This window comes from Erwinia papayae (assembly GCF_058241465.1).
This window is the reverse complement of record NZ_JBZCHT010000003.1, coordinates 37,047-63,074: the sequence shown is the minus strand read 5'-3', so window position 1 is coordinate 63,074 and position 26,028 is coordinate 37,047. Positions and strand designations below refer to the sequence as shown.

The window sequence follows — 26,028 nt, the reverse complement described above, 5'->3', positions numbered from 1 at the left end:
GAACCGCTGTCACGCGCATCCTGAAAGCCACGCCAGCCATTCAGCAGAAAGTCGATGACATTGCCGACATGCTGCACCTGATGGCGCATTTTTCCGGCATCACGTTTGACGAATAACCACCACGGCGAAACATCAACGCCATTAACCAGAAGGAGATAAGCCATGCACTTAAATCTGACCGAATCCAGCGCTGATGCAGGTATTTACGCGACCAGTGAGGCCGAACGCGCGTACTGGCTGAGCCGCGAAAAGTCATACCTGACCGCGCCCGTCGAAATCGACGTGCACGGCTTCCATGATGCGCTGGGGCTGATGTACCCGATGAACTGGCGCAGCAGCCAGAACGGCGAGTGTGAAACCTTCATGCTGGCGGAAATGGTCTGCGGCAATGTGACCGAAATCTACGCGCGGATCGGTATCCGTTATTACCGGATGCGTGACTACAGCAACCTTGACCACGCGGAGATTCTGGCACGCGTTAAGGAGGTTGAGCAGCGCCAGAAATGAGAAAAGCAGGCTTTCGCCTGCCTTAACCCGCCGGATTTATGCGCCTTCAACGATGAATCCGGCCTTCACCAAAAGGAACAAACCAATGCAATTCAGTGAAGTTTCGATTGTTACACCGACCGCCCTGTATGTCCAGATGCTTGAGGCGGAAAACGCGCCCGTAAAAAAACAGGTGCGTATTAAACGCAGTGATATCGACCGTGACGAAATCAGCGCCGAAATGCGGGCGCTGGGTCGTCACATTGCGCACTGCCGGAAGAAGGGGCGCGCCGTTCGTATTCCTGCCATGCGAGTGAGCGAGTGGGGACAGGTGTTACGCACGCTCGAACTGAAGCGGGCATTTAACTGATAACTGAGCCGCTCCTTACGGGGCGGCATTTAAGGAGGAACGATGTCTCAACTCAGTTTTGCCAGCTTCTTTGACCAGGCGAGAGAAGCCGCACCCTTAACACCCGCTAAACCCGTATTGCCCACCGTGAATGCGCAGCCGATACCGCACCGGATGATGACGATCGACCAGGCACGCCGCCAGTTTATCAGCGTGTTCAGGGATACCGCCCGCAGCCTGCGCCGCTGGGAGGTTTTCAGCGACTTTATCACGCTGGCTGCCAGCGAGCTGGATATGGCGCGGATAAGAACGCCGGAGAATATTGAGCAGAGCCGTAAAATCTGCGCGAAGTACAGCGCGAGCGATATCAGCAACCTGCATACGCTTTTCTGCCTGATGGTCTGCGCGCTGGAGGCAAAGTTTCACGACTTTCTCGGCGCGATCTTCATGGAACTTGAGCTGGGCGACGACCGGAACGGGCAGTATTTCACGCCGTATCACGTCCAGTCACTGCTGGCGAGGCTGCTGATGCCGGACGTCGACGAAACGATACGCCGTGAGGGATTCGTGACCGTCAGCGATCCGGCAAGCGGTGCGGCGGGAATGATTGTGGCGTATGCGGAATATCTGCTGGAGGCGGGCTATAACCCGTCTGAACATATGTTCGGAAGCTGCATTGATATCGATCCTGTTGCGGCCGATATGGCGTTTATTCAGCTTTCCCTGCTGGGTATTCCTGCCGAGGTGGTCACGGGCAATACGCTGACGATGCAGTTAAACAGGGTGCGGTATACGCCGGTGTACTACATCAACAACTTTGGAAAGCGGCTGGACGATCAGCGCCGTATCAGTGCCATGCGCGAATTTTTGCGCGGTATGAATGAAGCTGCATAACCATCCAGAAGGGCAGGGGAGTATCCTGCCTTTCGTGGCATCTAAGGCCGCGCGCCTGCGGCGCAGAATAAGCAGGCTGCGCTGACGCGCTGCCTGCGTTATTCCGGCGCGAGGTTGTCTGAAGTTCCTGTCTTTTGGTTAGCTGATTTCTATTCTTCATTCTCCTGCTGGCGATGGTCTTTATTATTCTGCCGCTGATATGGATATAAGCGTTTCTTTTCCGGGCGTCGTCCCTGAAGGGACACGGCTGTCGTGAACGGAGCCGGTAAACCGTCTCCGCCCTTCGGGCGTCCATCCTGACGCAAATTCAAATTCACGCTTGCTGCATCCTGAAAGGATGCGCCGCTTTCACCGTAGCGGTAATAAATTACCGCCACTCTGAAGCCCGTATCGGTAATTCGTCTTAAGCCGATTTTCCGTTACGGGATGTGTGCATTCTCCAGGTGTGACCATCGCCCGATTTCATCAGTTCGCGGAGGGCTGCTTTTAGCATCAGCCAGTAAGGAAATAAAGGGGTATATAAACGCTGCGCGCCCCTTTATTTCCTTACTGTCAGCTGCTCATTGCCCTTCGCCGCTCAGTGATGAAGTCGAACGATGTAATAACCCAATGAGGAGAAAACCAGAATGCACACATTAAACGTCAAAACCGCCACTCGTGAATCAGCCGAACAATTTAAAACCGATGAACGCCAGCGCTACTCAGTTACAGATGGCGATGAGCGTCTTGATTTTATTCCTGCGCTCTTTTTTACGCCTTCTGCTGATAACATGATTGCCAGCTGGTTACGTCAGCATTCAGATTATGATGGCGGTTTCTGGAATTACTGGATTATTCCGCAGGGCACCGGCGGAAACGTGGCGCCGAACTGTGTCAGATTCACCACCGCTCAAACAGGATATATCGCCCCGGAAGGTGAACAACGTTATAAGATGGTTATTCCCGGTAATTACTTTGAAGCAGAAGTCAGTGCTGATGCTGCCGGAATTATTGCCACACTGATGATAATGAACTGGTTGTCATGGCAGGTTGCGGATATGGGGCCTGAATATTCGAAAGTCTGTAAACACCTCGTCGCTCGTCAGGATGCATTGAAAGACTACATCAGTATCCTAAAACACCCTGAAGCTCATTTGATTTACCGGGCTATTGATTGACGGGTTAAAGACAGGATGGAAAAAAGACCCCAATACGAGGTCTTTTTTATTGTTTTGAGAGAGTCTGCCCTGAGTCTTTATTCTTCTTTATCGCCCGATATGTTGCCTCAATTTTTCTGGCATAGACATATCTTCTCTGCGCCTGTTCTTCTGTTTTCCGGAAACCTGCATTATATGCCCCCACGGCCTGCCAGCTGACTCCCCACTTTTTGAATGCAATTGCGAGGTAGTAAGCCCCGGTGTAGATATTCATACACGGATCGGAAATAAGATGCTCTGGTTTTATTCCATAACGAGCCAGTTCGTTAAAGTGCTGGGAGTCCACCTGCATAAGTCCGGAGCCAAAGCCCGAAACAGGATTGTGGCCTTTAACGTCTGTGCGGAAGTTCGATTCATTCCAGGAGATTGCCCGAAGCAGATCTGGATCTATATGATAATCCCTTCCTGCCAGATCAAAACAATCAGCAGCGTTCAACATTCCAGAAAAAGCCAACGTTAAAAACGTAAGAGCAATCCGTTTCATTTCTTCCCTCCGGGCACCATGCCGGAAATACGTTAACCCATCCCATGCCCAGACTCAACTAATATGCACTCCTCACCACCAAAAGCACCTCACCCCACGCAAAATTAAAATTTTGCTGATTGGCTTTCTAAAACAGTAGGTTAGATAAAAAGTAATGTGAAATAATTTATTTTAATGTGTGTAAACGACTCGGTAGGGAGTTTTATTCGACTCGGTAAAAACTCTGCTCAGAGTCATTTGTGACTATTTTTAATAAATCCATTGAGTTATGACTACGGCGAGTCTATATTCGAGTCGTGAATTTTTACAGTGTGTGTCGGCATGCAAGTCGTCTGTTTTCTGGCAGAGAGTCTGTGCCGAGTCGTGCATTTTTAGCTTTTCAAAATATTCTGTTGTACAGAAGTTTTGGAAATATAAATAAGGAGGAAATTATGGCCAGAGTTCAGGTCTATGTAAGCGATGAAGTTTCAGAGAAAATAAGAGTAATCGCTGAAAAACGTCGCGCTGAAGGAGCGAGAGATAAAGATGTAAGTTTTTCAAGCATTGCATCAATGCTGGTCGAACTTGGTCTTAGGGTCTATGAAGCGCAAATGGAAAGAAAAGAGTCTGCCTTTAATCAGGCGCTCTATAATAAAACTATCCTTGAAAATGTAATGAAAACTCAATTTATTGTCAGCAAGCTCCTGGCGATGGAGTCGCTGAGTCCGCATCTCGCAGGAAATGAAAAATTTGATTTCAGGGAGATGGTTACGTGTATCCGTGAGGACGTGCAACAGATTGTTGGAAACTTCTTTCCGCAGGAGGAAGATTCTCAAGATAATTAGCTGAAAATATTTGATAAATAGGATTTAGATCTGCTGTTTTTGAGTGACTTTGGCGTCAATGGTTGATATATTTTATGCAGACATAAGTAAAATTTGATGCCCGCCATTTTGTTTGGCGGGTCGCCGGTACACCGGGCTACTACCCCGAGTGTACCGACTATACACAGAAACCTGATAAGGAGGCTTCAATGCACCCGCGCGATCCTAGAGATCTCTCCGAGCCAAGTCAATCACTAGATGATATTGTTAAGCGTTTTGATGCGCTCTATAAGTACTCACCTTTGCCTTTTTGCATTCGAGATCAATCCAGAAAAGTAATTTATAAAAATGATGCTTTTTCCGATCTCTTTCATCCACTTTCGAAATCATTTTCAGGGATAAGCTTCGATTCTGACGAGGTTGAACTCGAACTATCATCTATTGAATTAGAGGCATTTGTTATGGGGCCTGAAACAGCACTATGTCGTACATTTAACTTTAACGGTGAGTTTTATCAATTGAGAGTCGAAATCCGTTTAATTGATGGAGATCTTTATGCTATATGGCTTATAAATTATTTTCCAGATTACCAGGCATTATTCAAGGTAAACACTAAGGTACTGAATGACAGCTTTGATGTGGACATTTTTCTTTCTGAAATGACAACCAAAAAAATGATTACTTTATGTTTTTCTGTTCTCGGGTTTCATCTTCATACTATGTCGAGGTGTCTTGGTGTTTCTGAATCTGCGATTACCAATAGGCTTGCTAGTGTTAAAAAAGAAATCAGAAAGTATTTCCCTGATTATGATGACTTCAGATTCTATTGTCTTAAGAATGGTGTCTATACACGAATGACGTCAGTAGTTCTTAAAGTGCTTAATGTTAAATCTTTGTTAATAAAATAGTGTAGAAATCTCGGTATTGAATAAATTGTATTTCGCGTGTCACTATCCTGACGCAGGAATATGTTGAGAGGGAAAACATGATTAGACGTCACAGGCTTCGTGGCCCAACGGTAACTATGTCGATCTACCTTGACCCACAAACCGATCTTCTTATTTTGAAGGCGAAAGACAGAAGTGGTCGTTCTAAATCAGCCGAAGCGCTGATTCGGTTACGTGACCACCTGGAAAAATTCCCTGATTTCTATAACTCTGAAATGGCGGAGGTGATCCCAAACAATCTTGAACCCAAGTCACAAAACTAGTTTTTTAGGATTTTTATTTCAACAAATCTATCCGGTGTAATTAAAGGATTAATGAATATGACTGATGTGTCTGTAATTAACGCTGTACCCGCGACCCCTGAAAAGAAAAAATTCAGCAAAGTCGCGTTACTCAAAGCGCTGAAGTTTGCCCTGCCTGTCGCAGCCATTGCTGCGTTTTTCCCTGAAACGGTTCTGGCCTCGACTGCGGGTAAAGATCTGATGTCCAGCGGCGATGCAACCGTTAAGGGAACATTTGGTAAAGATTCCAGCGTGGTTAAGTGGGTTATTCTTGCCGAAGTCCTGGTAGGGGCCGTGATGTATATGACGACCAAGAACCTCAAGTTCCTGGCGGGCTTTGCGATCCTGTCCGTATTCGTCACGGTAGGTATGTCTGTCGCAGGATACTGATATCCGGCGACAGCCGTTCAGAGCCACTTCCGACTATTAAATTCCGGTTTAATTCTGAATGCCCTTCACGAGCATTCACGGGAGGGCTTTGCCTGTAATCCGGCTGGCAGGTATTTCCATACTGCCAGCTGTACCGGAGACGGAACATATATGGCGAATGAATCTCTCAAAAAATATCGCTTTCCTGAAACCCTGACGAATCAGAGCCGCTGGTTTGGCCTTCCTGTGGATGAACTTATTCCGGCCATTGTCTGCCTGGGGTGGGGATTCTGGACCCAGCATTATATCCCCGGAATTATCGCTGCCGTACTGGCCTATCTCGGAATAAAAAAGCTCAAGAAAGGGCGCGGCAGCTCATGGCTGCGGGACCTGGTCTACTGGTATATGCCGACCTCACTGCTGAGGGGGATTTTCCATGATGTACCCGACTCATGCTACCGCCAGTGGATTAAATAGACAGGAATAATCAGATGGAACACGGAGCACGATTAAGTACACAGCGGGTTATTGCCATCGGCTTTATTGCTATGGGGGTGGTTATTCTGGGGAGTATCACCACCAACGTTATTCAGGCCGTCAACAACTACCGCCTTCAGAATGAGCAGAAGTCTATCGTCACGCCAATGCTTTTCAACGCGCCGTTTGCCGTGTCGCAGAATCAGGCGGATGCCTCCTACCTGCAGCAGATGGCCCTGTCGCTTATCGCCCTTCGCCTGAATGTCACCCCGGAAACCGTTGATGCCTCTCATGAGCAGCTGCTGGCGTATGTCAAACCCGCAGCGCAGAACGAGCTGAAAATCCGGCTTGCCGAGGATGCGAAGCGCATTAAGGACAACAACGTTAACTCGTCTTTCTATATGACCAGCGTGAAGGTTTATCCGGCAAGCAGCCGCGTGGACGTGCGCGGCCAGCTGAAGACCTGGATAGGCGACTCGAAACCGTATCCCGAGCTGAAACAGTACGTTCTCAAGTTCGAGCGCGAGGACGGCATCAGCTGGCTCAGTCACTTCGGAGAAATCACCGATGAACAAAAATAGTCGCCGTGCGCTGCTGGCGTTGCTGATGCTCGCGTCCGGTCAGACGGTCGCCGCACCCGCTGCGCTTTCCGCCACGATTGTCCCGCTGACGAACGGCGGGCAGGCCAGCATCGCGGTCAGCAATACCGACCCGAACCTTTTTACGGTCGCAGGTGACCGCGTGACGGCCCTGACCAGCCTCGACGGTGAGCTGACGCGTCAGGAACAGACGGCAAGCGGCGGTGTGATTGTCAGCACCCTCAACAAAAAGCCCTTCACGTTCATTCTGGAAACCGAACGCGGCCTCAACTTCTCGGTACAGGCCGTGCCACGTGCGGGCGCGGGGCGAACCATCCGGCTGGTCAGCGAGCTGTCCGGCACGGGCGAAGCGGCGCGCACCTGGGAAGAGTCTTCCCCCTACGAGGCCACGCTGGTTTCCCTGAGCCAGCATCTGCTGGGCGGGAAGCTGCCGTCCGGCTGGCAGGCTATTCCCGTCACGCATGAAGCCCTCACCGCCCCCGCCGGACTGTCTGCAGTCCCCGAGCGCGTCTGGGTGGGCAATCACCTTAAGGTGGTGCGCTTTCGCGTCACCAACAGTACCGGAATGGCCCGCAACATCGCGGAAAGCGACTTCTGGCAGAGCGGCATTCGCGGGGTGCTGTTCGGTGAAGCCTCGCGTCAGCTGATGGCGGGCGGCGCCCTGCAGGTCTTCATTATCAGCAGCGGAGGTGCGGCTGATGGCCAGCATTAATTCAGTGGTGAAGCGCAAGCAGTTTATCTGGCTGGGTATCGTGCTGGCGACCGTGGGCGTGGTGGGCGGCGGCGGCTGGTATCTGGCGGATGCACGCTACGAGGGCAGCAGCGATGCGGCAGCCGCCGGCGAGCCTGCACCCGATATGACCGGGGTGGTGGACAGCACCTTTGACCAGAAGGTGCAGCAGCATGCCACGACCGAGATGCAGGCTACCGCCTCCGAAATGCAGAAGCAGTATGCCGAAATGCGCCGCGAGCTTGAGCTGCTCAGTAAGGGGCAGGCAGGCTACCAGCACCAGATAGACAAGCTTAACCAGGATAATGCGGCGCTTTCCGCTCAGGTCAGCGCGCTGGGGGCAAAACCCGTCACCGCATCGGGTGAACCGGCACCGCAGCCGCCGTCTCCTGCACCGGGGCCTGAAGGTGAGCCGCAGCCGACCGGTTTCCCGCCGCAGACGGGGGCCGTCCCACCGCCGACGGCGTTCTACCCGGGTAACGGCGTCACGCCGCCGGCGCAGGTACAGTACCAGCCCATCCCCGTACCCAACCAGCTGCGCCGGCAGTCTTTTGCCCGCAGCGATGAAAACAAAGGTCCGTCCCTGCCGTACATCCCGTCGGGCAGCTTCGCCAAATCGATGCTGATTGAGGGGGCTGACGCCAACGCCTCCGTGACCGGTAACGAGTCCACGGTGCCGATGCAGCTGCGCATTACCGGCAGGGTCGAAATGCCCAACAGCAAAAGCTACGACCTCACCGGCTGCTTCATCGGGCTTGAAGCCTGGGGCGACGTGTCCAGCGAGCGCGCCATCGTGCGTACCCGCAACATCAGCTGCCTGAAGCACGGCGTCACCATCGACCAGCCCATTGCCGGACACGTCAGCTTCCGGGGGAAAAACGGCATCAAGGGTGAGGTGGTGATGCGAAACGGCAAAATCCTCGGCTGGGCATGGGGCGCGGGTTTTGTTGACGGCATCGGGCAGGGCGTGCAGACCGCGTCCCAGCCCTCGGTCGGACTTGGCGCCACGGCATCCCTCGGCGCGGGTGACGTGATGAAGATGGGGATTGGCGGAGGCGCCTCCAAAGCCGCCCAGACCCTCAGCGACTACTACATCAAGCGCGCAGAGCAGTACCACCCCGTCATCCCGATTGGGGCGGGTAACGAAGTAACCGTTGTCTTTCAGGACGGTTTTCAGCTGAAAACCATTGAAGAGCTGGCGCACGAGAATGACAGAAGCAAGGCGGAGGGCGACGAACGCAGTCCGGTTCCGCCACCGTCAGTCCCGCAGGGCGGCATGAACGGGTTCAGTACCGACCAGATGCTCAACCAGCTGGGCAGGCTTAACCAGAGCCAGTTTATGCCGAAGGCCGACTCACAGTAACCCCACGTAAAGGAACCGCAAATGAACAAGACAGTGCCTGTTGCGCTCACGCTGGCCAGTCTCCTGACGCTGTCGGGATGTGCCGGTACAACGAGCGATTTTGAGTGTAACGCGACGACATCCGATACCTGCATGACCATCGAGCAGGCCAATGAGAAAGCCAAACGACTGGAGGAGGCCAGCGCGGTAAAGCCGGGTGCGACATCGCTGCCACGCCTGGCTGAGGGTGATTTCCGGACCCGGTCCGTGCAGCCCCTTACGCTGCCGGCTGAACCGGTGCATGCCGTCGCATCCAGAAATACGCCGCTGACGGGCACACCGACTCTCCCCCGCCCGCAGCCGCACTCGGCCTCGCGGGTGCCGCTCTCCACGGTCACGCCGGTTGTTGCGCCGCCGCCAGGGCGCGAGTCCATCGTGGACCCGAGGCCACTTCGCGTCGGTGAAAAGACGGCCGGGCTGTGGATCGCGCCCTATATCGATACGCAGGACGTTTATCACCAGCCGACGCGGGTGTTTTTTGTTGTGAAACCGTCAGCGTGGGGAACCCCGCGCGTTAACTGAGTCCTGAACCGCCACCACGTGTGGCACCCATTTTAACAATCTGTCGTTATCACGCGTGCCCTGAAACGTGAAAAGGGATGGGCGGTAGCGTGTCCGGACAGTGTGAGCAGGGAGCGTTGATGGCAGACGAACTCGATCTCCTGCAGGAGCAGGACGAATTGCTGAACCAGCTTCATATACAGGCCGCGAGGCAGCGGTCCTGCCTGCAGGGAAAAAGCCGCAACCGGTGCGAATGCTGTGGTAATCGCATCCCCCTCAGGCGGCAGCAGGCCATCCCGGGCGTACGTACCTGTACGGAATGCCAGCGGGTTCTGGAAATACGACAAAAACAGTATCTGAGGTGACCGATGGGAAGAAGAAAAACCAATGTGATGGTCGTGGGGAAAACCGGTAGCGGTAAGACAGCCATCAGCGTTGAGGTTATGCGGACCTTTTTATCAGAACGACAACTCCGCGACTGGCGTGAATTGCGCAAAGACATTCAGAACGATGGCAAAAAACCAGGAGACGAACATCATGACAACCAACAGTAACGGCGGTCCAGGTAAGACCCGCCACCTTAACGATATAGCGGCCTGCTGCGAGGCGATGGGGATGCGTGTCATCTGTGTTAATGCCGTAGAGCGTGACTTCTGGCTTTTAGCGTCTCAGCAGAGCGCTTCCGCCCTCGACGGGAAGGCTGGGATTTCTCAACACATAATGCAACGGCAGCGTGGGCACTGTCTGTTCCTGGGTAAAGCAGGCTCAGGTATGAGCGTAACAAAACAGCAGATGACCCGGGTTTTCCTGGCGAAATCTGACGTCAGCCAGATTAAGGTGCTGTATAGCGGTGAGGGCGGGGAGAGGCTGGCGGAGGATATCAGAAACAACTGTAGCGTCTGGTTTCCGCTGAATCCCGGAGGTAACGGGAATGATGCTTAAGCTTCTGTCCGTCCTGCTGTATTACCTTCGATGGCTTGCCTGGGCTTTTCACTATCTGATTATCTGGCCTGCCGCCACGCTGATGCTGCTGGTTGCCATGCTTTTGTGGATGGAGAACACCACGCCCGGAGAGGCGATGGCGCAGGAAATTATTTCCGTTACGCATAACGTCAGCAGTGGCGAGTTTCGTATTGCGGCCTGCCGTGATGAACCTTTAGACCCCTTTATACCTCCAGCCCCGCAGGGCAAGTCCTCCGGCCTCACGCTGCATGACGCTCCCTCAACCGTCTGCCATGACCGGGGCAGCGTCGTCACCGATGCTAAAGGATATGCCGGTCATGTTGACGGGGCGCTGAGTGCGTTTAAGTTGCTGTGGATTGTGATGGCCATTATGTATTCAGGGGCGGCGTTGCTTATGACGCATTACCCCCAACGTTCCCGCTATGTGTTCGTCTCTGTGGGGGATGACAAGGGTTATGTACGCTATACCACCGCGCGTCCTGAAAGAGGTATGGGGGTTTGTCCTTTACCCCTCGTGAAGAGAGGTACAGAGAAGCACAGAGGGGCCGACGTTTATGCATCTTCGTTGCCCGGCATTGCGCAAGGGGATGAATGCACCGGTACACCTGCAGACAAAAAGGAGGGAGATCATGAGTAATCCGCTGGACTCCGTCACCCGCACGGTCAACTCGCTGCTGACGGCCCTGAAGATGCCCGATGCGTCCTCTGAGGCGAACGATGTCCTCGGGCAGATGCGCTTCCCGCAGTTCAGCCGCGTGCTGCCGTACCGCGACTACGATGCGGAAACCGGCCTCTTCATGAACGAGAAGACGATGGGCTTTATGCTGGAGGCGCAGCCCATCAACGGCGCCAACGAAACTATCGTGTCGTCGCTGGAAAACCTGATGCGTACCAAGCTACCCCGCGAGGTGCCGGTGGCCATTCACCTGGTGTCCAGCCATCTGGTGGGTCAGGATATCGAGTATGGCCTGCGTGAGCTTTCCTGGACGGGGGAAAAGGCCGATACGTTCAACGCCATCACCCGCGCCTACTATCTCAGGGCCGCAGAAGAAGGGTTCCCGCTACCCGATCACCTCAACCTGCCGCTGACCCTGCGTAACTACCGTGTGTACATCTCCTGCTGCGTCCCCCGCAAGCGCGGAAGTAAGGCCAGCGTGATGGAAATGGAAAACCAGGTCAAAATCATCCGCGCCTCGCTGCAGGGGGCGCAGATAGCCACCCGCAGCGTGGACGCGGATGCCTTTATCCGCATTGCGGGGGAAATGATTAACCACAACCCGGATGCGCTGTATCCCACCGAACGGGAACTGGACCCGCTCAAGGATCTGAACTACCAGTGCGTGGACGATACCTTTGACCTGAAGGTGAAGGCCGACTACATGACGCTGGGGCTGCGTGGTAACGGTCGCAACAGCACCGCGCGCATCATGAACTTTCAGCTGACCAAAAATCCGGAGCTGGCCTTCCTCTGGAATATGGCCGACAACTACAGCAACCTTCTCAACCCGGAACTGTCCGTTTCGTGTCCGTTTATCCTGACGCTGGTCCTTAGCGTGGAAGACCAGGTGAAGGCGCAGAACGAGGCCAACCTGAAGTTCATGGATCTTGAGAAGAAGTCCAAGACCAGCTACGCCAAGTTCTTCCCGGGCGTGGCGCAGGAGGCAAAAGAGTGGGGCGATCTGCGCCAGCGCCTGTCGTCCGGGCAGTCCTCGCTGGTGAGCTATTTTCTGAACGTGACCCTCTTCTGCCGCGATGACCAGGAAACTGCGCTGAAGGTCGAGCAGGACGTGCTGAACAGCTTCCGTAAAAATGGCTTCGAGCTGATTTCCCCGCGCTTTAACCATATGCGCAATTTTCTCGTGAATCTGCCGTTTATGGCGGGCGGCGGCCTCTTTAAGCAGCTGCGCGAGTCCGGCGTGCTGCAGCGCGCCGAAAGCTTTAATGTCGCCAATCTGATGCCGGTGGTGGCGGACAGCCCGCTGGCCACTTCCGGCCTGCTGGCACCGACCTACCGCAACCAGCTGGCGTTTATCGACCTGTTCAGCCGCGGCATGGGTAACACCAACTTCAATATGGCGGTGTGTGGCACCTCCGGCGCGGGGAAAACCGGGCTTATCCAGCCCCTGATACGCAGTGTCATCGACTCCGGCGGCTTCGCCGTGGTGTTCGACATGGGCGACGGCTACAAGTCACTTTGCGAGAACATGGGCGGGGTCTACCTCGACGGCGAGACGCTGAAGTTTAACCCGTTCGCTAACGTCACCGACGATACCATCGATGAGATGGCCGAACGCCTGCGGGACCAGCTGTCCGTGATGGCCAGCCCCAACGGCAACCTGGACGAGGTGCACGAAGGTCTGCTGCTCAAGGCGGTGAAGGCCACCTGGCTTACGAAGAAAAACCAGGCGCGCATTGACGACGTGGTGGACTACCTGATGATGGCCCGCGACAGCGAGGAGTACAGCGGATCGCCAACCATCCGCAGCCGCCTCGATGAGATGGTGGTGTTGCTGACCCAGTACACCCGCGACGGGGTGTACGGCAGTTACTTTAACTCCGACGAACCGTCCCTGAAGGACGAAGCCCGGATGGTGGTGCTTGAGCTCGGCGGACTGGAGGACAGGCCGTCCCTTCTGGTGGCGGTGATGTTCTCGCTCATTCTCTACATTGAGAACCGCATGTACCGCACGCCGCGCAGCCTGAAGAAGCTCAACGTGATAGACGAAGGCTGGCGCCTGCTGGACTTCAAAAATAACAAGGTCGGAGCGTTTATCGAGAAGGGCTACCGTACCGCCCGTCGCCATACCGGTTCGTACATCACCATTACGCAGAACATCGTCGACTTTGACTCGGAAACGGCCTCCAGCGCCGCCCGCGCGGCATGGGGTAACTCGTCCTACAAAATTATCCTCAAGCAGTCCGCCAAAGAGTTCGCCAAGTACAACCAGCTGTACCCGGACCAGTATTCGCAGCTGCAGCGCGACATGATTAAAGGTTTCGGCAGCGCGAAGGACAACTGGTTTAGCAGCTTTATGCTGTCGGTTGAGCACCTGACGTCCTGGCACCGACTGTTCGTCGATCCGCTCAGCCGGGCAATGTACTCCTCGGACGGTCCGGACTTTGAGTTTCTGCAGCAGCGACGCCGGGAGGGGCTGAGTATTCACGAAGCCGTCTGGGAGCTGGCGTGGAAAAAATCCGGGCCGGAAATGGCCGCGCTGGAGCGCTGGCTTCACGAGCATGAAGGGAAGACCATCTCATGAAAAAACACGTACTCATTAACGCCGCGCTGATTGCCGGCACGCTGGCTGCGAGCGCAGGCGTCAGCTGGCTGGTCTGCCAGCTTAACCGTCCTGTGGTTGTGGCCTTCAACATGAAATCCACGGTGGATGCCTTCTTTGACAGCGCCGGTCGCCGTTCGCTGGACGAGGCGCAGACAAAAGCACTCTCAGACCGCTTTAACGCGTCACTGGAGGCCAGCCTCCGGGACTGGCAGATCCGCCATCGTGCCCTCATCCTTGTCGCACCTGCCGTGGTGCAGGGGGCGCCTGATATCACGCGTGAAATCCAGACTGACGTGGCCCGCCGGATGAAGGAGGGGGCGTGATGCGCGCCCTTGCCCTGGGCCTGACGCTGCTGACCGGCAGCGTGACGGCCGCTGACCTCGGGACGTGGGGCGATCTCTGGCCGGTGGCGGAGCCGGATATGCTGACCGTTATCGAAAGCCGGCTGCAGACGCTGGCGCAGTCCGGCGAGATGGACAAAAAGATGTCGGAGTTTAAGGCGCGCGTGGTGCGCAACAGCCAGCGCCCGCCTGCCGTTGAGGGAATAACCCGCGCGGTGCGCTACGAGCGGCGCTGGTTTGACCCGAGCGTGCGGGTGGACAAGGCGCTTGCCGACGACAGGGGCAACGTGTTTGCTCAGGCGGGGCAGGTCTTTAATCCGCTTGATGTGGTACCGTTTAACGAAACCCTGCTGTTTATCAACGGCGACGATGCGGAGCAGCTCGCGTGGGTACAGCGACAGAAGCCTGACACCCTGATCACCCGCATCATTCTGGTTCAGGGCAACATTCCGCAGACGTCGGAGAAGCTCGACAGCCGCATTTTCTTCGACCAGAACGGGGTGCTGACCGCCCGGTTCGGCATAAGCCAGGTGCCGGCGCGGGTAACGGCGGCACCCAGCGGAAAGCGCCTGCAGGTGGAAATCATTCCGCCCGATATGGCGCAGCATGATGCAGGAGGTGTCCGGTGAAAATGCTGACCGTCTCTCTGTTCGGGCTGCTTCTGTGGGGTAACAGCCACATGGCAGCGGCGGACGCCGCCTGCGAAGGGCGCTTCGTCAATCCGATCACCGATATCTGCTGGCGCTGCATGTTCCCCCTGTCGCTCGGCAGCACAAAAGTCACGGGCGGGGATTTACCGGACACGTCCAATCCCGGTAGCCCGATACAGTTTTGTCCAATGCCACCGCCGGTATTTCAGCGCGTTGGCCTGGCAATAGGGTACTGGGAGCCGATGGCCATGACCGATGTGGCACGTTCTCCGGGCTGCATGGTGAACCTCGGCGGATTCACTGTTAATCTCGGGAAAATGGGGATGGGCACCGCCAAAAAAGATGACAAACAGGTCAATGGCGCGTTCTACCACGTGCACTGGTACAAATATCCGCTGACGTACTGGCTCAACATCATCACCTCTCTCGGGTGTTTGCAGGGCGGCGATCTGGATATCGGATACCTGTCTGAAATTGACCCAACATGGGGGGACAGCGCCCTGACCTCCATTCTGAATCCGGAGGCGGTCATTTTTGCCAACCCCATCGCGCAGGGCGCATGTGCGGCCGACGCGGTGGCCAGTGCAGCAAAAACGTCGGTTGATGCGCTGTTCTGGTGTGCCGGATCGCAGGGGTCAATGTATCCCTTTAACGGCTGGGTGAGCAATGAGTCCAGCCCCCTGCAGTCCTCGGTGCTGGTCAGCGAGCGCATGGCGTTCAAGCTCCACCGTCAGGGGCAGATAATGGAGAGTATCGGGGAGGACAAGAAGGTCTGCTTTGAGTATCCGTCACCCATTATTCCCAAAACGCGCTGGCGCTATCAGATGGTGAATATGTATCCGGACGTGGCGCAGTGTCACCCCTTCGGCCGCACGGTCATGCGCTGGGAAACGGGGCGTAACCCGCCGAATACGAAGAAAAACTACGGCTATCTGCTCTGGCGCAAGCGTAACTGCGTCTTCCTCTGAGAAAAGGAACCTTCAATGAAAACTCTGTCCGGTCTGACGGCGGCGCTGCTGCTGTCAGCATATTGTTGCACTGCGCTGGCGTCAGGGGCTGATGAGGCGAACCGCGATTTTATTCGTCAGCAGGAGTCTTTCAGCCAGCAGCTGAGGGGGCAGGACAACGCGCCGCTGCGCCAGATGCTGGAGCAGCAGGTGCGCCAGAACCCTCTTTCGGCAGACGACGCGCGCTTTATCGGGGAGCTGAAACAGCGCCAGCAGGAGGCTCAGCAGGATAAGCCCACGCACGGCGCGCTGTATTTCGTCTCCTTTGCCATCCCGCAGACGGGGCTTAAGCGCATGCTGACCGAGGCCCGCCGATACGACATTCCCGCCACCCTGCGGGGCATGGTCAACAACGACATGAAAACGACGGCAACCGCCGTGATGGCGCTTGTTCAGGACGGTTCAGCCAGCGGCGTGGCCATCGACCCGACCCGCTTTCGCGAGTACGGGATCACCAGCGTGCCGTCACTGGTGGTGTACTGCGAACGTGGCCATGACGTTATCCGTGGCAATCTTCATCTGAAGCAGGCGCTGGAAAAGGTGGTGGAGAAGGGCGAGTGCAGGGATGAGGCGCAACAGCTGCTTAATAAAGGAGAGGCCCGATGAAAAGAGCAATACTGATGCCGGTGCTGGCTATCGCCACCGCGATGGCGGGCGGGAATGCATTTGCCGATGCTGACGCGCAGTACAGGGCGGGGGCTGATTTTGCCCGTCAGGTACAGGGGCAGGGGGAGAGCAGCCTGAAAAACTTTAACCCCTCAGCGTCCATCCCTAACTATACCGCTTCACCCGGTGAGAAAAAGTACTATGGCGGCGTGACGGCGACCGGTGATGGTGCGCTGAAAGCGGACGGTACCACGGGCTGGACTACTAATGAGGCCACAAAGGCCGTCACCGACTCGTTTGTTAACAACCCGAAGGAGCCCATTTCACCCGACGCGCCGTTTATTAAGGCCAGCCAGGATGTCCAGTCCCGCGCCGATACCATCATCGGCAAAACGGGGCAGACGCAGTGCGAAGCGCAGAACATCAGCCGCAGCGAGTTCACCAACTATACCTGTGAGCGCGACCTGCTGGTTGAGCAGGCCTGTACGCGCACGGCCAGCATTACCGGCCACTATGAAGATACATCTGAAACAAAACAGATTGTTATCCAGTCTCAGAATATTTCGTTTGCTTCCTCCGAAGCAGGATACACAGGAACATGGACTGCACCGGTGACAGGGAAGGTTGTTGCTGCAACAGCTACCTATTCCTGGAATAAACGTCTGGCGTTCAGTAATCCTAACTGGTTTATGCGGGTAACCACGCCTTTCGGGTTGATTTCCATGGATAACGATACCGGTAGCCTGGCGCTGAGTGGTGGCATGCAGCTGAAGAAAGGCGCCGGGATGGTGTTTTCCATTCGTACCAGGAGAAACAACCCCACTACAGATTCAATCTGGAAGCACAGCAATATGCGCTACAGCTTCACCGTTACGCTCCAGATTGAAATTCCCGCCAAAAAATGGGTGCCGGACGTGGTCTGGAACGAATCCTGCCCGTTCAGCAAGAGCGAGGGTACGCTCAAGAAGACGGAATGTATTGAGCCGGGGAGCACAAAAACGGTGGTGGTTGACGGCGTGTCATACCCGGTCACGCAGGCATGCTGGAAGTACAAAGACACCTATATGACCCAGGCTGCTGACAATGGCACCTGCAAAACCTACATGAACAATCCGGCCTGTACGCTTGCCTCACGCACCTGCGCCTTCACGGCAGAAGACGGCAGCGGCTGCCTGCATGAATACGCGACGTACTCCTGTGAAACACGTACTTCCGGCCAGGTGATGATATGTGGCGGCGACACCTTCTGTCTCGATGGTGACTGTGAGCGGGCGCAGAACGGTAAAAACAACGATTTTGCACCTGTCGTTTCGGCACTCGCCGCGCTGGCCGCTGCGGGCAAGGACGTGGCCGCCATTAACAGCGCTAACGTGCGCGCCTTTACCGGCAGCGCGAAGTTCTGCAAGAAGTTTGCGGCAGGCTTCAGCAACTGCTGTAAGGACGGCGGCTGGGGCCAGGACGTGGGGCTTGCCAGCTGCAGCAGCGAGGAGAAAGCGCTGGGCAAGGCCAAAGAAAATAAGCTCACTGTCAGTATTGGAGAGTTCTGTTCAAAAAAAGTGCTCGGCGTCTGTCTCGAGAAGAAGCGCGGCTACTGTCAGTTTGACTCAAAACTTGCCCAGATTGTGCAGCAGCAGGGGCGTAACGGTCAGCTTCACATCGGCTTTGGCAAGGCCAGCAGCCCGGACTGTCGCGGCATCACCCAGACCGAGCTGCAGCAAATTAATTTTGAAGCGCTCGACTTCTCGAACTTTTTCGACGATCTGCAGAAGAACAAGAAAATCCCGGATAACGACACCCTGACGAAGCGCGTCCGCGAGGAAATCGCCGCGCAGCTGAAGAACAAATAGTATGTCACTGATAAATAATCACACTGGAGTCTCCGCTATGAAAATTAAAGGATTTATTGCCCGTCTTATCATCAGCCTGATCGTTGCGTTCCCGGTACTTTACTGGTGCAGGAACATCATGAATGAAACCAGCACTTCAGATGTGCTTTTCATGGTCATTCTGGCTATCTGCATTCTCATCTCGCTTGTGATTGCGTGGCTGGTATATCCGCTTTTTAAGCGATAACGGCCAGCTTCCGGATAAGGAAGGTTCCAGTGAAAAAGAGAAAGACAGCGTTAGCGCTGCTGCTTCTTGGAAGCGTTTTTTCCGCCACCGGAAAAGATGCCGGCTGGCAGTGGTACAACGAATCGCACAGAGCGCCGGAGGATGACAAACCCTCTTCAACACAGCCTCAGCAGGCCTCGCCGGACATTATGGATAAGCTTGCCACGCTCCAGCAGGCCACGAAGCGGGCGATGTACGAGGCCATTCTGTATCCGGGCGTGGAGAACTTTACCCGCTACTTCCGCCTGCAGAACTACTGGACGCAGCAGGCCGGGCTGTTCTCGATGAGTGCTAAAAAGGCGATGCTCGAACACCCCGAGCTCGACTACAACCTGCAGCACAGCCACTACAACGGTACCGTGCGCAACCAGCTGGCGGCGGACTTTGCCGACCAGCGCCGCGCCATTGAAACGCTGGCTCAGCACTATGGCGTGATGTTCTTCTACCGCGGACAGGACCCGATCGACGGCCAGCTGGTTCAGGTCATTAAAAACTTCCGCGAAACGTATCACCTCAGCGTCATTCCGGTCTCCGTGGACGGTATCGTGAATCCACTCCTGCCGGATACCCGAATGGACGGTGGACAGGCCAGCCGGCTGGGTATTCGTTACTTCCCGGCGCTGATGCTGGCCGACCCTAAAAGCGGGACGGTCAAACCCGTCTCGTATGGCTTTATCAGCCAGGATGACCTGGCGAAGCAGTTCCTCAACGTTTCCACAGATTTTGCCCCCAACTTTTAATACAGGGAGAGTTCGCATGCGCAAATTCCGTTTTCGCCTGCCTGAGTTCGACGTGCCCGGATTATGGGTGCTGAGCCTCGGGATATGGTTTCACATTGTTTCCCGCCTGGTCCGACGCGAGCCGGAGATGGCCATTCTTCTGGCGCAGATAATCGGCGTATCGATGGTGCTCTGGGGGGGCTACCGCATTATCAACCGCTGGATTGATGCTGCCCGTGAGGCCGAAAAGGCCCGTGATGCCGGAGGATGCCGACATGAACCTTAGACATACAGTGTTTACCGTGGCGCTCATGACCCTCAGTCTGGCCACACAGGCTTCCACAATGGACGAGATCAAATCGTTATGGCATCCACAGGGGGCGCGAGCGTCGGGATCTCTGCCTACATCCCCGGAAGACCCTGAAGCTAAGCCACTTCCGGCGAAGCAGCCGGTCTGGTACCGCCTCAGCAACGGGCGCCAGGTCAATCTGGCCGACTGGAAGGTCGTGCTGTTTATGCAGGGACACTGCCCGTACTGCCACCAGTTTGATCCGGTCCTGAAGTCGCTGTCGGCACGGGTGGGGTTTGGGGTGATGGCCTACACCATCGACGGTCAGGGGGATGCGTCCTTTCCCGATGCGCTTCCCGCGCCGCCGGAGGTGATGAAAACCTTTTTCCCTAACCTGCCCGTGGCCACGCCAACCACCTTTCTCGTCAACGTAAACACCCTTGAAGCCCTGCCTCTGCTGCAGGGCGCGACCGACGAACAGGGCTTTATGGCCCGCATGGATACGGTCCTTCAGATGCGCGGAGTGGGTAACAATGGCTGATCAGAACAATGCAAAGGAACACGACATGATGTCTTCCGGGATGCTTCAGAGAGCTACGACGCCAGAGTTAATCACGCTCAGGGCACGGAAAAATGACGCACGGTTCGGCGTTTATGCTGAGTGGGCGGGCATATTGCTCATTGCTGGCGTGCTGTCGCGCGTCTTTATGACATACGTTTTCGATGCCTGCGTCGGCGACTGGATCAAGAACGGTCACCTGCAGCTGAAAGATTTGTGGAACGTGTTGATGTACGCCATTCCACTGATATTTATCGCGCTGAGCGGCGGGCTTGCCGTTGCAGGCGGCGTTTATGCAATCCTGAACTCGCTTTATACGAAAGGGCAAATGTTCATACTAAAACGAAAAACGGGAAAACTCGCCCAGCAGGCGAGCCGGGAGGGTGCCGATGTTCGTCCGTAAACCTCTCTCCATGCTGTGTGGCATCCTTCTTACGTGTTCAGCGAGCGTGAGTGCCGACGTGAACAGCGACATGAACACCTTCTTTAATAAGCTGGGCTTTGCGTCCAACACCAGCCAGCCTCAGGTCTGGCAGGGGCAGGCCGCGGGCTACGCCACGGGCGGCTCACTCTACGCGCGCACGCAGGTGAAAACCGTCCAGCTTATCTCCATGACGCTGCCCGACATAAACGCCGGCTGCGGCGGCATCGATGCCTATCTGGGCTCCTTCAGCTTTATTAACAGCGATCAGCTGCAGCGTTTCGCCAAGCAGATTATGTCCAACGCGGCGGGCTACTTCTTCGATCTGGCGCTGCAGACCACGGTACCGGAAATCAAGACCGCAAAGGACTTCCTGCAGAAGATGGCCAGCGACATTAACAGCATGAACCTCAGCTCCTGCCAGGCGGCGCAGGGGATTGTCGGCGGTCTGTTTCCGCGCACCCAGGTTTCCCAGCAGAAGGTCTGCCAGGACATTGCCGGCGAGAGCAACATGTTTGCAGACTGGGCGGCATCCCGTCAGGGCTGCACCGTGGGCGGCAGCCTCGACAAGGTGCGCGACAAGGCCGGTACCGCCGATAAAGAGCGCATCACTAAAAACATCAATATCATCTGGCACTCGCTCGGCAAGAACGGCATGTTCCGCGATAACAAGGAGCTGAGGGAGTTCATCATGACCCTCACCGGCACCCTGATTTTTGACGAGAAGGGTAACATCACGCCGCTGCCTGCCCGCACCACAGATCGTGACATTATTAAGGCAGTGATGGAGGGCGGCACGGCGAAAATTTACCACTGCAACGACAGCGAGAAGTGCCTGAAGGTGGTGGCTGACGCGACCGTCACCATCACCGAAAAGAACGCGCTGAAGAATCAGATCAAGGACATTCTCTCCAGCATCCAGAACAAGGCTGCGACCGATACAAAGCTGACCGAGAAGGAAAAGGGCTTTATCTCCGGCACCACCATTCCGGTCTTCAAGTACCTGGTGGACCCGATGATGCTGGGCGTTTCTGACAGCCTGGTCTATCAGCTGACGGACTATATCGGCTACGACATTCTGCTGCAGTACATCCAGGAGATGGTCCAGCAGGCGCGCGCCCTGATGGCAACGGGCAACTATGACCAGGCCGTTATCGACAGCATCAATAACAACCTCAACGAGGCCACGCGGCAGATAGCCTCCTTCCAGGCGCAGGTGCAGGTGCAGCAGGACGCGCTTCTGGTTGTTGACCGCCAGATGAGCTATATGCGCCAGCAGGTTTCGGCGCGGATGTTGCAGCGCTATCAGAACAACTATCACTTCGGGGGGGCGCGCTGATGCAGGCGATTTACGTTATCGCGGGCGGCGACTGGCTGAGCCAGACGCTGAACGCCATTGTGGCCTTTATGAACACGGACAACTGGGTCATTATCCGCCGGATCGTGATCGCACTGTCTGTGCTCGTCGTGGCTATCACCTGGATACGCCGTCACAACGTGATGGATATGCTGGGCTGGATAGGTACCATCGTCCTGATGTCTCTTCTGGTAAGCGTGCGCACGCCGGTACAGATTATTGACAACAGCGATCTGACGAAGGTGTATCAGGTGGATAACGTGCCCGTCGGACTGGCGTTGCCGGCGTCGCTGACGACCACTATCGGGCACGCGCTGGTGCAGGGCTATGAGATGGTCTTTTCTCAGCCGGACAGCGTTACTTACAGCAAGACCGGGATGCTGTTCGGCGCGAATCTGGTCGCGCGCAGCACCGACTTTTTGTCAAAAAACCCTGAAATCACCACGCTTTTTGCGGACTATGTGCAGAACTGCGTGATGGGCGATATTTTCCTCAACGGGAAGTACACCCTGGACGAACTGATGAACAGCACCGACCCCTACACCATCATCTTCTCTAAACCCAGTCCGCTGCGTCAGGTGCAGAACTATAAGAAGTTTACGACCAGTGGTGATAACGGACAAACGGAGATAAAGGCGTTTTTATCCTGTGAAGAGGCCGCAGTGATCCTCAAACAGAAGCTGGGCCTTGATACCCAGACCGGAGGGAAAAGCTGGAGCTACTACGCCCGCTGGCTGTTTGGCGGACGTCCGAATCCCGACCTGCTCCTGAGCCAGATGCTCGGCGAAAGCTATAACTATTTTTATAACTCCGGGCAGAGCGCCTCGCAAATTATCCGCCAGAACGTGACGATGAATGCCCTGCGCGACGGTATCATGGGCTATGCGGCCCGTAACGGCGATACCTCAAGCCTGCTCAACATCGCCACCACGTCATCAATGGAGAAGCAGCGGCTCGCGCACGCAACGGTCGGGCAGGTGGCCCTGCGCTCGTTGCCCATGTCCCAGACGCTGATAGTTGGACTGATTATCGGGATATTCCCCCTGATGGTGCTGGGCGGGATGTTTAACGCCGTCACCCTTAACGTGCTGAAGGGGTACGTGCTGGCCATCATGTGGGTGCAGAGCTGGCCGCTGCTTTACGCCATCCTCAACAGCTGCATGACCTTTTATGCGAAAGCCAACGGCTCGCCGGTGGTGCTCTCTGAGCTGTCGCAGGTGCAACTTAAATACTCGGATCTGGCCACCACGGCGGGCTATCTGTCGATGCTTATCCCGCCACTGGCATGGGGAATGCTGAAAGGTCTGGGCTCCAGCTTCTCAAACCTCTACAGCCACCTGGCGTCCTCTGCCATCAGTCCGGCGGCAACGGCGGCGGCAGGGTCAATCGACGGGAACTACTCTTATGCCAACATGCAGACCGAGAACGTGAGCGGCAACAGCTGGAATACCAACAGTTCGACCATGTTTGGCCAGATGAGTCACCAGCTTGCCAACGGAGCGACGTCCACACAGATGCGCGACGGTAGTACGGTGACTGACTCTACCCAGGCAGCGAGTAAGCTGCCCGTGAGCATTAATTTTGCCCGTCAACTGGCTTCAGCGCAGCAGGAGATGGCTCGCGAGGCGCAGACGCAGTCCCAGAGCGCGATGCAGAGCTTTAGTAGCAGCATGTCAAGCACGTGGCAGACTCTCAGCCAGTTTGGCACCAACCGGGGGAGCAGCGATTCGATGACGCAGGGCGCCGACAGCACGATGAGCGCGCAGGACTCCATGATGGCCAGCAAGATGCGCAGCGCGGTGGAAAGCTACGCGAAGGCGCATAACATCAGTAATGATCAGGCTACTCAGGAGTTGGCGACCAGAAGCACACGCGATTCACTTGGGTTATACGGCGATGCGAATGCTAAAGGAAGCATGGGACTCAAGGTTTTAGGGAATGGAGTTGAATTAAGCGGCCAGGCTGGTGTTAAGACCGGTGTTGATTTTACTGATGATGACATGCATCAAGCAAGCAGTAGTTCACGTTCAAGTCAGGATGCGCGTCATGATGTAGATGCGAAAGCTTCTCAGGACTTTAAAGAGGCCAGTGATTACTTTACCAGCCGCAAGGTCAGTGAGTCCGGGAGCCATACTGATAACAACGCCGCCTCACGCGCCGACCAGCTCTCTGCGTCACTTAGCTCTGCAAAACAAAGTCTCGAGCAGTACTCGACCAGCCAGGCGCGCAGCAAGGAATATGCTGAAATGGCGTCCCGTACCGAAAGCATGAGTGGTCAGATTAATGAGGACCTGAACCAGCAGTTTGCCCAATACGTTCGTAAACAGGCACCACATGATGCCGACACGCTGCTGACAGATACTGCTTCGCCTGAAGTGGCGAGTAAGCGCAGAGAGCTTGCCTGGTCGTTCGTTCAGGAGCAGGTTCAACCAGCTGTTGATACGGCGTATTCCTCAGGACGATCGGAAATTGGGACTTCGATGCAGGGGATTTCATCGGGCGGAAACAAAGAGGCTGTTATGGCTGACCACCAGTCTCACCGGGATGCAATAGAGGAACGCACAATGTCCAGTGGAATAACAGACAACGTTAAAGATAAGGTAGACAACATGGTCTCTGTTAACAATCAAAGTATCGGCGGAACGCACGTTCAAATCACTGGAAAATCAGAAAACATCGAAAATGAGTACAACATCTTAAAAAACCATCATAAAAAAGAGGACATGACGCAGGATAATAAATATACTGCTGAAGTAAGTGCGCAGAAAAGTTTACCCGGCGCTGACAGCCCTGAAGAATTGATGAAAAAGGCTGAGGAGTATCAAAAAAAATATCGCAAAGATTAGCGAACAAGGGGGATAAATGAGAAGTGTCTTTCAGATATGTCTGGTGACAGTTGTTCTGCTTATTGCATGTGTCATCGCTGGCTGGGAGCTTCCAGAAACAGTTTTCATGGCTTCGTTTGTTTTTATCTGGCAGCTTCTGTTCATTTTATTGATGATGAAAATCAGATCGAAACGACATATTGCTAAACATAACAGTTTTGCTAATTTTTTCTGGTTGTTAATATTTCCAGTTTTCGCGATTTTCTCACCTATTTTTGTAGTGGCGGCATTCATTGCTGGGACAATATGGGATTTAATCAAGGTCCAAGGAGAAACTAGAATGAATCGTTGGGTTGAGAGACGGAAGAATAAGGATGCTTCTTCAATCAGCCAAGAATCAGTACCGCCATCTTTCGAAAGAATTAATTACAATAGCGAAAATAATTATCCTATGGGATGGAAGTTTTAGGAGGGTAATTTACAGGTCAGATCGTTCTTAAGAATATCAAAAAGCATAACTAAGTAGATAACAAGGAAATCAGGATGAAGTTAAATAAGTATACTTCTGTAATTTTATTAGGTGCGATTCTCTCCCTCTCAGGGTGCGGCGCGATGAGCACAGCAATTAAGAAACGTAACCTTGAGGTCAAAACGCAGATGAGCGAAACGGTCTGGCTTGAACCATCAAGCGAGCGTACCGTTTTCCTGCAGATCAAAAACACGTCTGATAAAGACATGAGCGGTCTCCAGTCTAAAATTACCGAAGCTGTTAAAGCCAAAGGCTATCAGGTCGTGACCTCACCGGATAAAGCCTACTACTGGATTCAGGCGAACGTACTTAAGGCCGACAAAATGGATCTTCGTGAGTCACAAAGCTGGCTCAGCCGTGGCTACGAAGGTGCAGCGGCAGGGGCCGCGCTGGGTGCCGGTATTACCGCCTATAATTCCAGCTCTGCCGGAGCCACTCTGGGCGTAGGACTTGCTGCCGGCCTTGTTGGCATGGCCGCTGATGCGATGGTCGAAGACATCAACTACACCATGATCACGGATGTGCAGATTGCCGAGCGTACCAAAGCGACCGTGACCACGGACAACATCGCCGCCCTTCGCCAGGGAACCTCTGGTGCCAAAATTCAGACCAGTACCGAGCAGGGGAACCAGCATAAATATCAGACCCGTGTGGTATCAAATGCGAACAAAGTTAATCTGAAATTCCCCGAAGCCCAGCCAGTTCTTGAAGATCAGCTGGCTAAATCTATCGCGAACATTCTTTAATTATTACCGAGGGGCGGTTTCTTCCGCCCTATTCTCTGGTTCACTCAGCCCGAATAATATCTGTTCTCCTCATTCTACGTTGATATAAGAAAAACGCTGAGCGGT

Annotated in this window: 34 protein-coding genes; 32 read left to right on the top strand and 2 right to left on the bottom strand. The window is 54.8% G+C overall.

Annotated features, from left to right (window positions below):
* Positions 1-162 precede the first annotated feature (162 nt).
* From AC3RPL_RS02560 to AC3RPL_RS02550, 3 genes are all read left to right on the top strand, one after another.
* A complete protein-coding gene (locus AC3RPL_RS02560) occupies positions 163-507 on the top strand; it encodes a hypothetical protein (protein WP_490738880.1) in 345 nt (114 codons plus the stop codon).
* Between the two features lie 85 nt (positions 508-592).
* The gene (locus tag AC3RPL_RS02555; RefSeq protein ID WP_032713713.1) at positions 593-856 is read left to right on the top strand and encodes a hypothetical protein; all 264 of its coding nucleotides are present in this window, start codon (positions 593-595) and stop codon (positions 854-856) included.
* Between the two features lie 42 nt (positions 857-898).
* Positions 899-1,729 (top strand): N-6 DNA methylase, encoded by an 831-nt coding sequence (locus AC3RPL_RS02550; RefSeq protein WP_490738879.1) that lies wholly within the window; start codon positions 899-901, stop codon positions 1,727-1,729.
* Between the two features lie 149 nt (positions 1,730-1,878).
* On the opposite strand, the gene AC3RPL_RS02545 is transcribed toward AC3RPL_RS02550, so the two are convergent.
* Positions 1,879-2,106, bottom strand: coding sequence for a hypothetical protein (locus tag AC3RPL_RS02545; protein WP_490738878.1), 228 nt, complete (start codon positions 2,104-2,106; stop codon positions 1,879-1,881).
* A gap of 249 nt (positions 2,107-2,355) precedes the next feature.
* On the opposite strand from AC3RPL_RS02545, the gene AC3RPL_RS02540 reads away from it, so the two are divergent.
* Positions 2,356-2,886 carry an antirestriction protein gene (locus AC3RPL_RS02540; RefSeq protein WP_490738877.1) on the top strand — a complete coding sequence of 177 codons (531 nt, stop codon included), beginning with the start codon at positions 2,356-2,358 and terminating at the stop codon, positions 2,884-2,886.
* 46 nt (positions 2,887-2,932) lie between these two features.
* Here AC3RPL_RS02540 and AC3RPL_RS02535 read toward each other — a convergent pair whose 3' ends face one another.
* Positions 2,933-3,409: a transglycosylase SLT domain-containing protein gene (locus tag AC3RPL_RS02535; RefSeq protein WP_490738876.1), complete on the bottom strand. Its 477-nt coding sequence runs from the start codon at positions 3,407-3,409 to the stop codon at positions 2,933-2,935.
* A gap of 431 nt (positions 3,410-3,840) precedes the next feature.
* Between AC3RPL_RS02535 and traM the strand changes: the two genes are divergently transcribed.
* The 28 genes from traM to traT all read left to right on the top strand — a co-directional run bounded on the left by traM (position 3,841) and on the right by traT (position 25,923).
* Entirely contained in the window at positions 3,841-4,233 is a 393-nt protein-coding gene (gene traM, locus AC3RPL_RS02530) for a conjugal transfer relaxosome DNA-binding protein TraM (protein WP_413622935.1), read from the top strand.
* 188 nt (positions 4,234-4,421) lie between these two features.
* Positions 4,422-5,120, top strand: a complete 699-nt coding sequence (locus AC3RPL_RS02525) for a PAS fold family protein (RefSeq protein ID WP_337258549.1) — start codon at positions 4,422-4,424, stop codon at positions 5,118-5,120.
* A 77-nt stretch (positions 5,121-5,197) separates the two neighbouring features.
* The gene (locus AC3RPL_RS02520) at positions 5,198-5,422 is read left to right on the top strand and encodes a TraY domain-containing protein (protein WP_008324165.1); all 225 of its coding nucleotides are present in this window, start codon (positions 5,198-5,200) and stop codon (positions 5,420-5,422) included.
* Positions 5,423-5,479: 57 nt separating this feature from the next.
* On the top strand, positions 5,480-5,830 hold the full coding sequence (traA, locus tag AC3RPL_RS02515; protein ID WP_490738883.1) for a type IV conjugative transfer system pilin TraA: 351 nt from the start codon (positions 5,480-5,482) through the stop codon (positions 5,828-5,830).
* 150 nt (positions 5,831-5,980) lie between these two features.
* Positions 5,981-6,286 (top strand): type IV conjugative transfer system protein TraL, encoded by a 306-nt coding sequence (gene traL, locus AC3RPL_RS02510; protein ID WP_090393212.1) that lies wholly within the window; start codon positions 5,981-5,983, stop codon positions 6,284-6,286.
* Positions 6,287-6,300: 14 nt separating this feature from the next.
* Positions 6,301-6,867 (top strand): type IV conjugative transfer system protein TraE, encoded by a 567-nt coding sequence (gene traE, locus AC3RPL_RS02505; protein WP_025759824.1) that lies wholly within the window; start codon positions 6,301-6,303, stop codon positions 6,865-6,867.
* On the top strand, positions 6,854-7,597 hold the full coding sequence (traK, locus tag AC3RPL_RS02500; RefSeq protein WP_490738875.1) for a type-F conjugative transfer system secretin TraK: 744 nt from the start codon (positions 6,854-6,856) through the stop codon (positions 7,595-7,597). Before traE ends, traK begins: the two co-directional genes overlap by 14 nt.
* The gene (gene traB / locus AC3RPL_RS02495; protein WP_404600833.1) at positions 7,584-8,978 is read left to right on the top strand and encodes an F-type conjugal transfer pilus assembly protein TraB; all 1,395 of its coding nucleotides are present in this window, start codon (positions 7,584-7,586) and stop codon (positions 8,976-8,978) included. The genes traK and traB overlap by 14 nt, the downstream gene beginning before the upstream one ends.
* A 21-nt stretch (positions 8,979-8,999) precedes the next feature.
* The gene (traV, locus tag AC3RPL_RS02490; RefSeq protein ID WP_337258547.1) at positions 9,000-9,539 is read left to right on the top strand and encodes a type IV conjugative transfer system lipoprotein TraV; all 540 of its coding nucleotides are present in this window, start codon (positions 9,000-9,002) and stop codon (positions 9,537-9,539) included.
* Positions 9,540-9,658: 119 nt separating this feature from the next.
* Complete coding sequence (locus tag AC3RPL_RS02485) at positions 9,659-9,883, top strand: TraR/DksA C4-type zinc finger protein (RefSeq protein WP_404600835.1); 225 nt, start codon at positions 9,659-9,661, stop codon at positions 9,881-9,883.
* Between the two features lie 3 nt (positions 9,884-9,886).
* Complete coding sequence (locus AC3RPL_RS02480; protein WP_008324139.1) at positions 9,887-10,072, top strand: hypothetical protein; 186 nt, start codon at positions 9,887-9,889, stop codon at positions 10,070-10,072.
* Entirely contained in the window at positions 10,056-10,460 is a 405-nt protein-coding gene (locus AC3RPL_RS02475; RefSeq protein WP_490738874.1) for a hypothetical protein, read from the top strand. The genes AC3RPL_RS02480 and AC3RPL_RS02475 overlap by 17 nt, the downstream gene beginning before the upstream one ends.
* Positions 10,450-11,118 carry a conjugal transfer protein TraP gene (locus AC3RPL_RS02470; RefSeq protein WP_490738873.1) on the top strand — a complete coding sequence of 223 codons (669 nt, stop codon included), beginning with the start codon at positions 10,450-10,452 and terminating at the stop codon, positions 11,116-11,118. Before AC3RPL_RS02475 ends, AC3RPL_RS02470 begins: the two co-directional genes overlap by 11 nt.
* Positions 11,111-13,741, top strand: coding sequence for a type IV secretion system protein TraC (gene traC / locus AC3RPL_RS02465; protein ID WP_490738872.1), 2,631 nt, complete (start codon positions 11,111-11,113; stop codon positions 13,739-13,741). Before AC3RPL_RS02470 ends, traC begins: the two co-directional genes overlap by 8 nt.
* Positions 13,738-14,085, top strand: a complete 348-nt coding sequence (gene trbI, locus AC3RPL_RS02460; RefSeq protein WP_011201813.1) for a type-F conjugative transfer system protein TrbI — start codon at positions 13,738-13,740, stop codon at positions 14,083-14,085. Before traC ends, trbI begins: the two co-directional genes overlap by 4 nt.
* A complete protein-coding gene (gene traW / locus AC3RPL_RS02455) occupies positions 14,085-14,732 on the top strand; it encodes a type-F conjugative transfer system protein TraW (protein WP_490738871.1) in 648 nt (215 codons plus the stop codon). Before trbI ends, traW begins: the two co-directional genes overlap by 1 nt.
* Before the next feature lie 2 nt (positions 14,733-14,734).
* Positions 14,735-15,721, top strand: a complete 987-nt coding sequence (gene traU / locus AC3RPL_RS02450) for a conjugal transfer pilus assembly protein TraU (protein WP_063925890.1) — start codon at positions 14,735-14,737, stop codon at positions 15,719-15,721.
* Positions 15,722-15,736: 15 nt separating this feature from the next.
* The gene (gene trbC, locus AC3RPL_RS02445) at positions 15,737-16,366 is read left to right on the top strand and encodes a type-F conjugative transfer system pilin assembly protein TrbC (RefSeq protein ID WP_490738870.1); all 630 of its coding nucleotides are present in this window, start codon (positions 15,737-15,739) and stop codon (positions 16,364-16,366) included.
* The gene (traN, locus tag AC3RPL_RS02440) at positions 16,363-18,213 is read left to right on the top strand and encodes a type-F conjugative transfer system mating-pair stabilization protein TraN (protein ID WP_490738869.1); all 1,851 of its coding nucleotides are present in this window, start codon (positions 16,363-16,365) and stop codon (positions 18,211-18,213) included. Before trbC ends, traN begins: the two co-directional genes overlap by 4 nt.
* Before the next feature lie 37 nt (positions 18,214-18,250).
* The gene (locus AC3RPL_RS02435; RefSeq protein WP_125885541.1) at positions 18,251-18,439 is read left to right on the top strand and encodes a hypothetical protein; all 189 of its coding nucleotides are present in this window, start codon (positions 18,251-18,253) and stop codon (positions 18,437-18,439) included.
* A gap of 29 nt (positions 18,440-18,468) precedes the next feature.
* Positions 18,469-19,218, top strand: coding sequence for a type-F conjugative transfer system pilin assembly protein TraF (traF, locus tag AC3RPL_RS02430; protein WP_375531621.1), 750 nt, complete (start codon positions 18,469-18,471; stop codon positions 19,216-19,218).
* A gap of 16 nt (positions 19,219-19,234) precedes the next feature.
* Positions 19,235-19,483 carry a type-F conjugative transfer system pilin chaperone TraQ gene (gene traQ / locus AC3RPL_RS02425; RefSeq protein WP_011901838.1) on the top strand — a complete coding sequence of 83 codons (249 nt, stop codon included), beginning with the start codon at positions 19,235-19,237 and terminating at the stop codon, positions 19,481-19,483.
* The gene (trbB, locus tag AC3RPL_RS02420) at positions 19,473-20,027 is read left to right on the top strand and encodes a type-F conjugative transfer system pilin assembly thiol-disulfide isomerase TrbB (RefSeq protein ID WP_025759806.1); all 555 of its coding nucleotides are present in this window, start codon (positions 19,473-19,475) and stop codon (positions 20,025-20,027) included. Before traQ ends, trbB begins: the two co-directional genes overlap by 11 nt.
* Positions 20,020-20,448, top strand: coding sequence for a conjugal transfer protein TrbF (locus tag AC3RPL_RS02415; protein WP_213808099.1), 429 nt, complete (start codon positions 20,020-20,022; stop codon positions 20,446-20,448). Before trbB ends, AC3RPL_RS02415 begins: the two co-directional genes overlap by 8 nt.
* Entirely contained in the window at positions 20,435-21,805 is a 1,371-nt protein-coding gene (gene traH, locus AC3RPL_RS02410; protein ID WP_490738867.1) for a conjugal transfer pilus assembly protein TraH, read from the top strand. Before AC3RPL_RS02415 ends, traH begins: the two co-directional genes overlap by 14 nt.
* Positions 21,805-24,669 carry a conjugal transfer mating-pair stabilization protein TraG gene (gene traG / locus AC3RPL_RS02405; RefSeq protein WP_490738866.1) on the top strand — a complete coding sequence of 955 codons (2,865 nt, stop codon included), beginning with the start codon at positions 21,805-21,807 and terminating at the stop codon, positions 24,667-24,669. Before traH ends, traG begins: the two co-directional genes overlap by 1 nt.
* Before the next feature lie 16 nt (positions 24,670-24,685).
* Positions 24,686-25,117, top strand: a complete 432-nt coding sequence (locus AC3RPL_RS02400; protein WP_490738865.1) for a conjugative transfer entry exclusion protein TraS — start codon at positions 24,686-24,688, stop codon at positions 25,115-25,117.
* 74 nt (positions 25,118-25,191) lie between these two features.
* Positions 25,192-25,923 (top strand): conjugal transfer complement resistance protein TraT, encoded by a 732-nt coding sequence (traT, locus tag AC3RPL_RS02395; protein ID WP_096198065.1) that lies wholly within the window; start codon positions 25,192-25,194, stop codon positions 25,921-25,923.
* Positions 25,924-26,028: the final 105 nt, after the last annotated feature.

Bases quoted from the DNA above. Each gene is read 5' to 3' on its own strand.
- trbB (WP_025759806.1), top strand. From the start codon at position 19,473: ATGAACCTTAGACATACAGTGTTTACCGTGGCGCTCATGACCCTCAGT.
- traA (WP_490738883.1), top strand. From the start codon at position 5,480: ATGACTGATGTGTCTGTAATTAACGCTGTACCCGCGACCCCTGAAAAG.
- AC3RPL_RS02560 (WP_490738880.1), top strand. From the start codon at position 163: ATGCACTTAAATCTGACCGAATCCAGCGCTGATGCAGGTATTTACGCG.
- AC3RPL_RS02540 (WP_490738877.1), top strand. From the start codon at position 2,356: ATGCACACATTAAACGTCAAAACCGCCACTCGTGAATCAGCCGAACAA.
- traV (WP_337258547.1), top strand. From the start codon at position 9,000: ATGAACAAGACAGTGCCTGTTGCGCTCACGCTGGCCAGTCTCCTGACG.
- AC3RPL_RS02555 (WP_032713713.1), top strand. From the start codon at position 593: ATGCAATTCAGTGAAGTTTCGATTGTTACACCGACCGCCCTGTATGTC.
- trbI (WP_011201813.1), top strand. From the start codon at position 13,738: ATGAAAAAACACGTACTCATTAACGCCGCGCTGATTGCCGGCACGCTG.
- traL (WP_090393212.1), top strand. From the start codon at position 5,981: ATGGCGAATGAATCTCTCAAAAAATATCGCTTTCCTGAAACCCTGACG.
- traT (WP_096198065.1), top strand. From the start codon at position 25,192: ATGAAGTTAAATAAGTATACTTCTGTAATTTTATTAGGTGCGATTCTC.
- traK (WP_490738875.1), top strand. From the start codon at position 6,854: ATGAACAAAAATAGTCGCCGTGCGCTGCTGGCGTTGCTGATGCTCGCG.
- AC3RPL_RS02400 (WP_490738865.1), top strand. From the start codon at position 24,686: ATGAGAAGTGTCTTTCAGATATGTCTGGTGACAGTTGTTCTGCTTATT.
- traE (WP_025759824.1), top strand. From the start codon at position 6,301: ATGGAACACGGAGCACGATTAAGTACACAGCGGGTTATTGCCATCGGC.
- trbC (WP_490738870.1), top strand. From the start codon at position 15,737: ATGAAAACTCTGTCCGGTCTGACGGCGGCGCTGCTGCTGTCAGCATAT.
- AC3RPL_RS02435 (WP_125885541.1), top strand. From the start codon at position 18,251: ATGAAAATTAAAGGATTTATTGCCCGTCTTATCATCAGCCTGATCGTT.
- AC3RPL_RS02475 (WP_490738874.1), top strand. From the start codon at position 10,056: ATGACAACCAACAGTAACGGCGGTCCAGGTAAGACCCGCCACCTTAAC.
- traB (WP_404600833.1), top strand. From the start codon at position 7,584: ATGGCCAGCATTAATTCAGTGGTGAAGCGCAAGCAGTTTATCTGGCTG.
- AC3RPL_RS02520 (WP_008324165.1), top strand. From the start codon at position 5,198: ATGATTAGACGTCACAGGCTTCGTGGCCCAACGGTAACTATGTCGATC.
- AC3RPL_RS02525 (WP_337258549.1), top strand. From the start codon at position 4,422: ATGCACCCGCGCGATCCTAGAGATCTCTCCGAGCCAAGTCAATCACTA.
- traW (WP_490738871.1), top strand. From the start codon at position 14,085: ATGCGCGCCCTTGCCCTGGGCCTGACGCTGCTGACCGGCAGCGTGACG.
- AC3RPL_RS02480 (WP_008324139.1), top strand. From the start codon at position 9,887: ATGGGAAGAAGAAAAACCAATGTGATGGTCGTGGGGAAAACCGGTAGC.
- traN (WP_490738869.1), top strand. From the start codon at position 16,363: ATGAAAAGAGCAATACTGATGCCGGTGCTGGCTATCGCCACCGCGATG.
- traC (WP_490738872.1), top strand. From the start codon at position 11,111: ATGAGTAATCCGCTGGACTCCGTCACCCGCACGGTCAACTCGCTGCTG.
- traM (WP_413622935.1), top strand. From the start codon at position 3,841: ATGGCCAGAGTTCAGGTCTATGTAAGCGATGAAGTTTCAGAGAAAATA.
- traQ (WP_011901838.1), top strand. From the start codon at position 19,235: ATGCGCAAATTCCGTTTTCGCCTGCCTGAGTTCGACGTGCCCGGATTA.
- AC3RPL_RS02470 (WP_490738873.1), top strand. From the start codon at position 10,450: ATGATGCTTAAGCTTCTGTCCGTCCTGCTGTATTACCTTCGATGGCTT.
- AC3RPL_RS02485 (WP_404600835.1), top strand. From the start codon at position 9,659: ATGGCAGACGAACTCGATCTCCTGCAGGAGCAGGACGAATTGCTGAAC.
- AC3RPL_RS02550 (WP_490738879.1), top strand. From the start codon at position 899: ATGTCTCAACTCAGTTTTGCCAGCTTCTTTGACCAGGCGAGAGAAGCC.
- AC3RPL_RS02535 (WP_490738876.1), bottom strand. From the start codon at position 3,409: ATGAAACGGATTGCTCTTACGTTTTTAACGTTGGCTTTTTCTGGAATG.
- traU (WP_063925890.1), top strand. From the start codon at position 14,735: ATGCTGACCGTCTCTCTGTTCGGGCTGCTTCTGTGGGGTAACAGCCAC.
- AC3RPL_RS02415 (WP_213808099.1), top strand. From the start codon at position 20,020: ATGGCTGATCAGAACAATGCAAAGGAACACGACATGATGTCTTCCGGG.
- traG (WP_490738866.1), top strand. From the start codon at position 21,805: ATGCAGGCGATTTACGTTATCGCGGGCGGCGACTGGCTGAGCCAGACG.
- traH (WP_490738867.1), top strand. From the start codon at position 20,435: ATGTTCGTCCGTAAACCTCTCTCCATGCTGTGTGGCATCCTTCTTACG.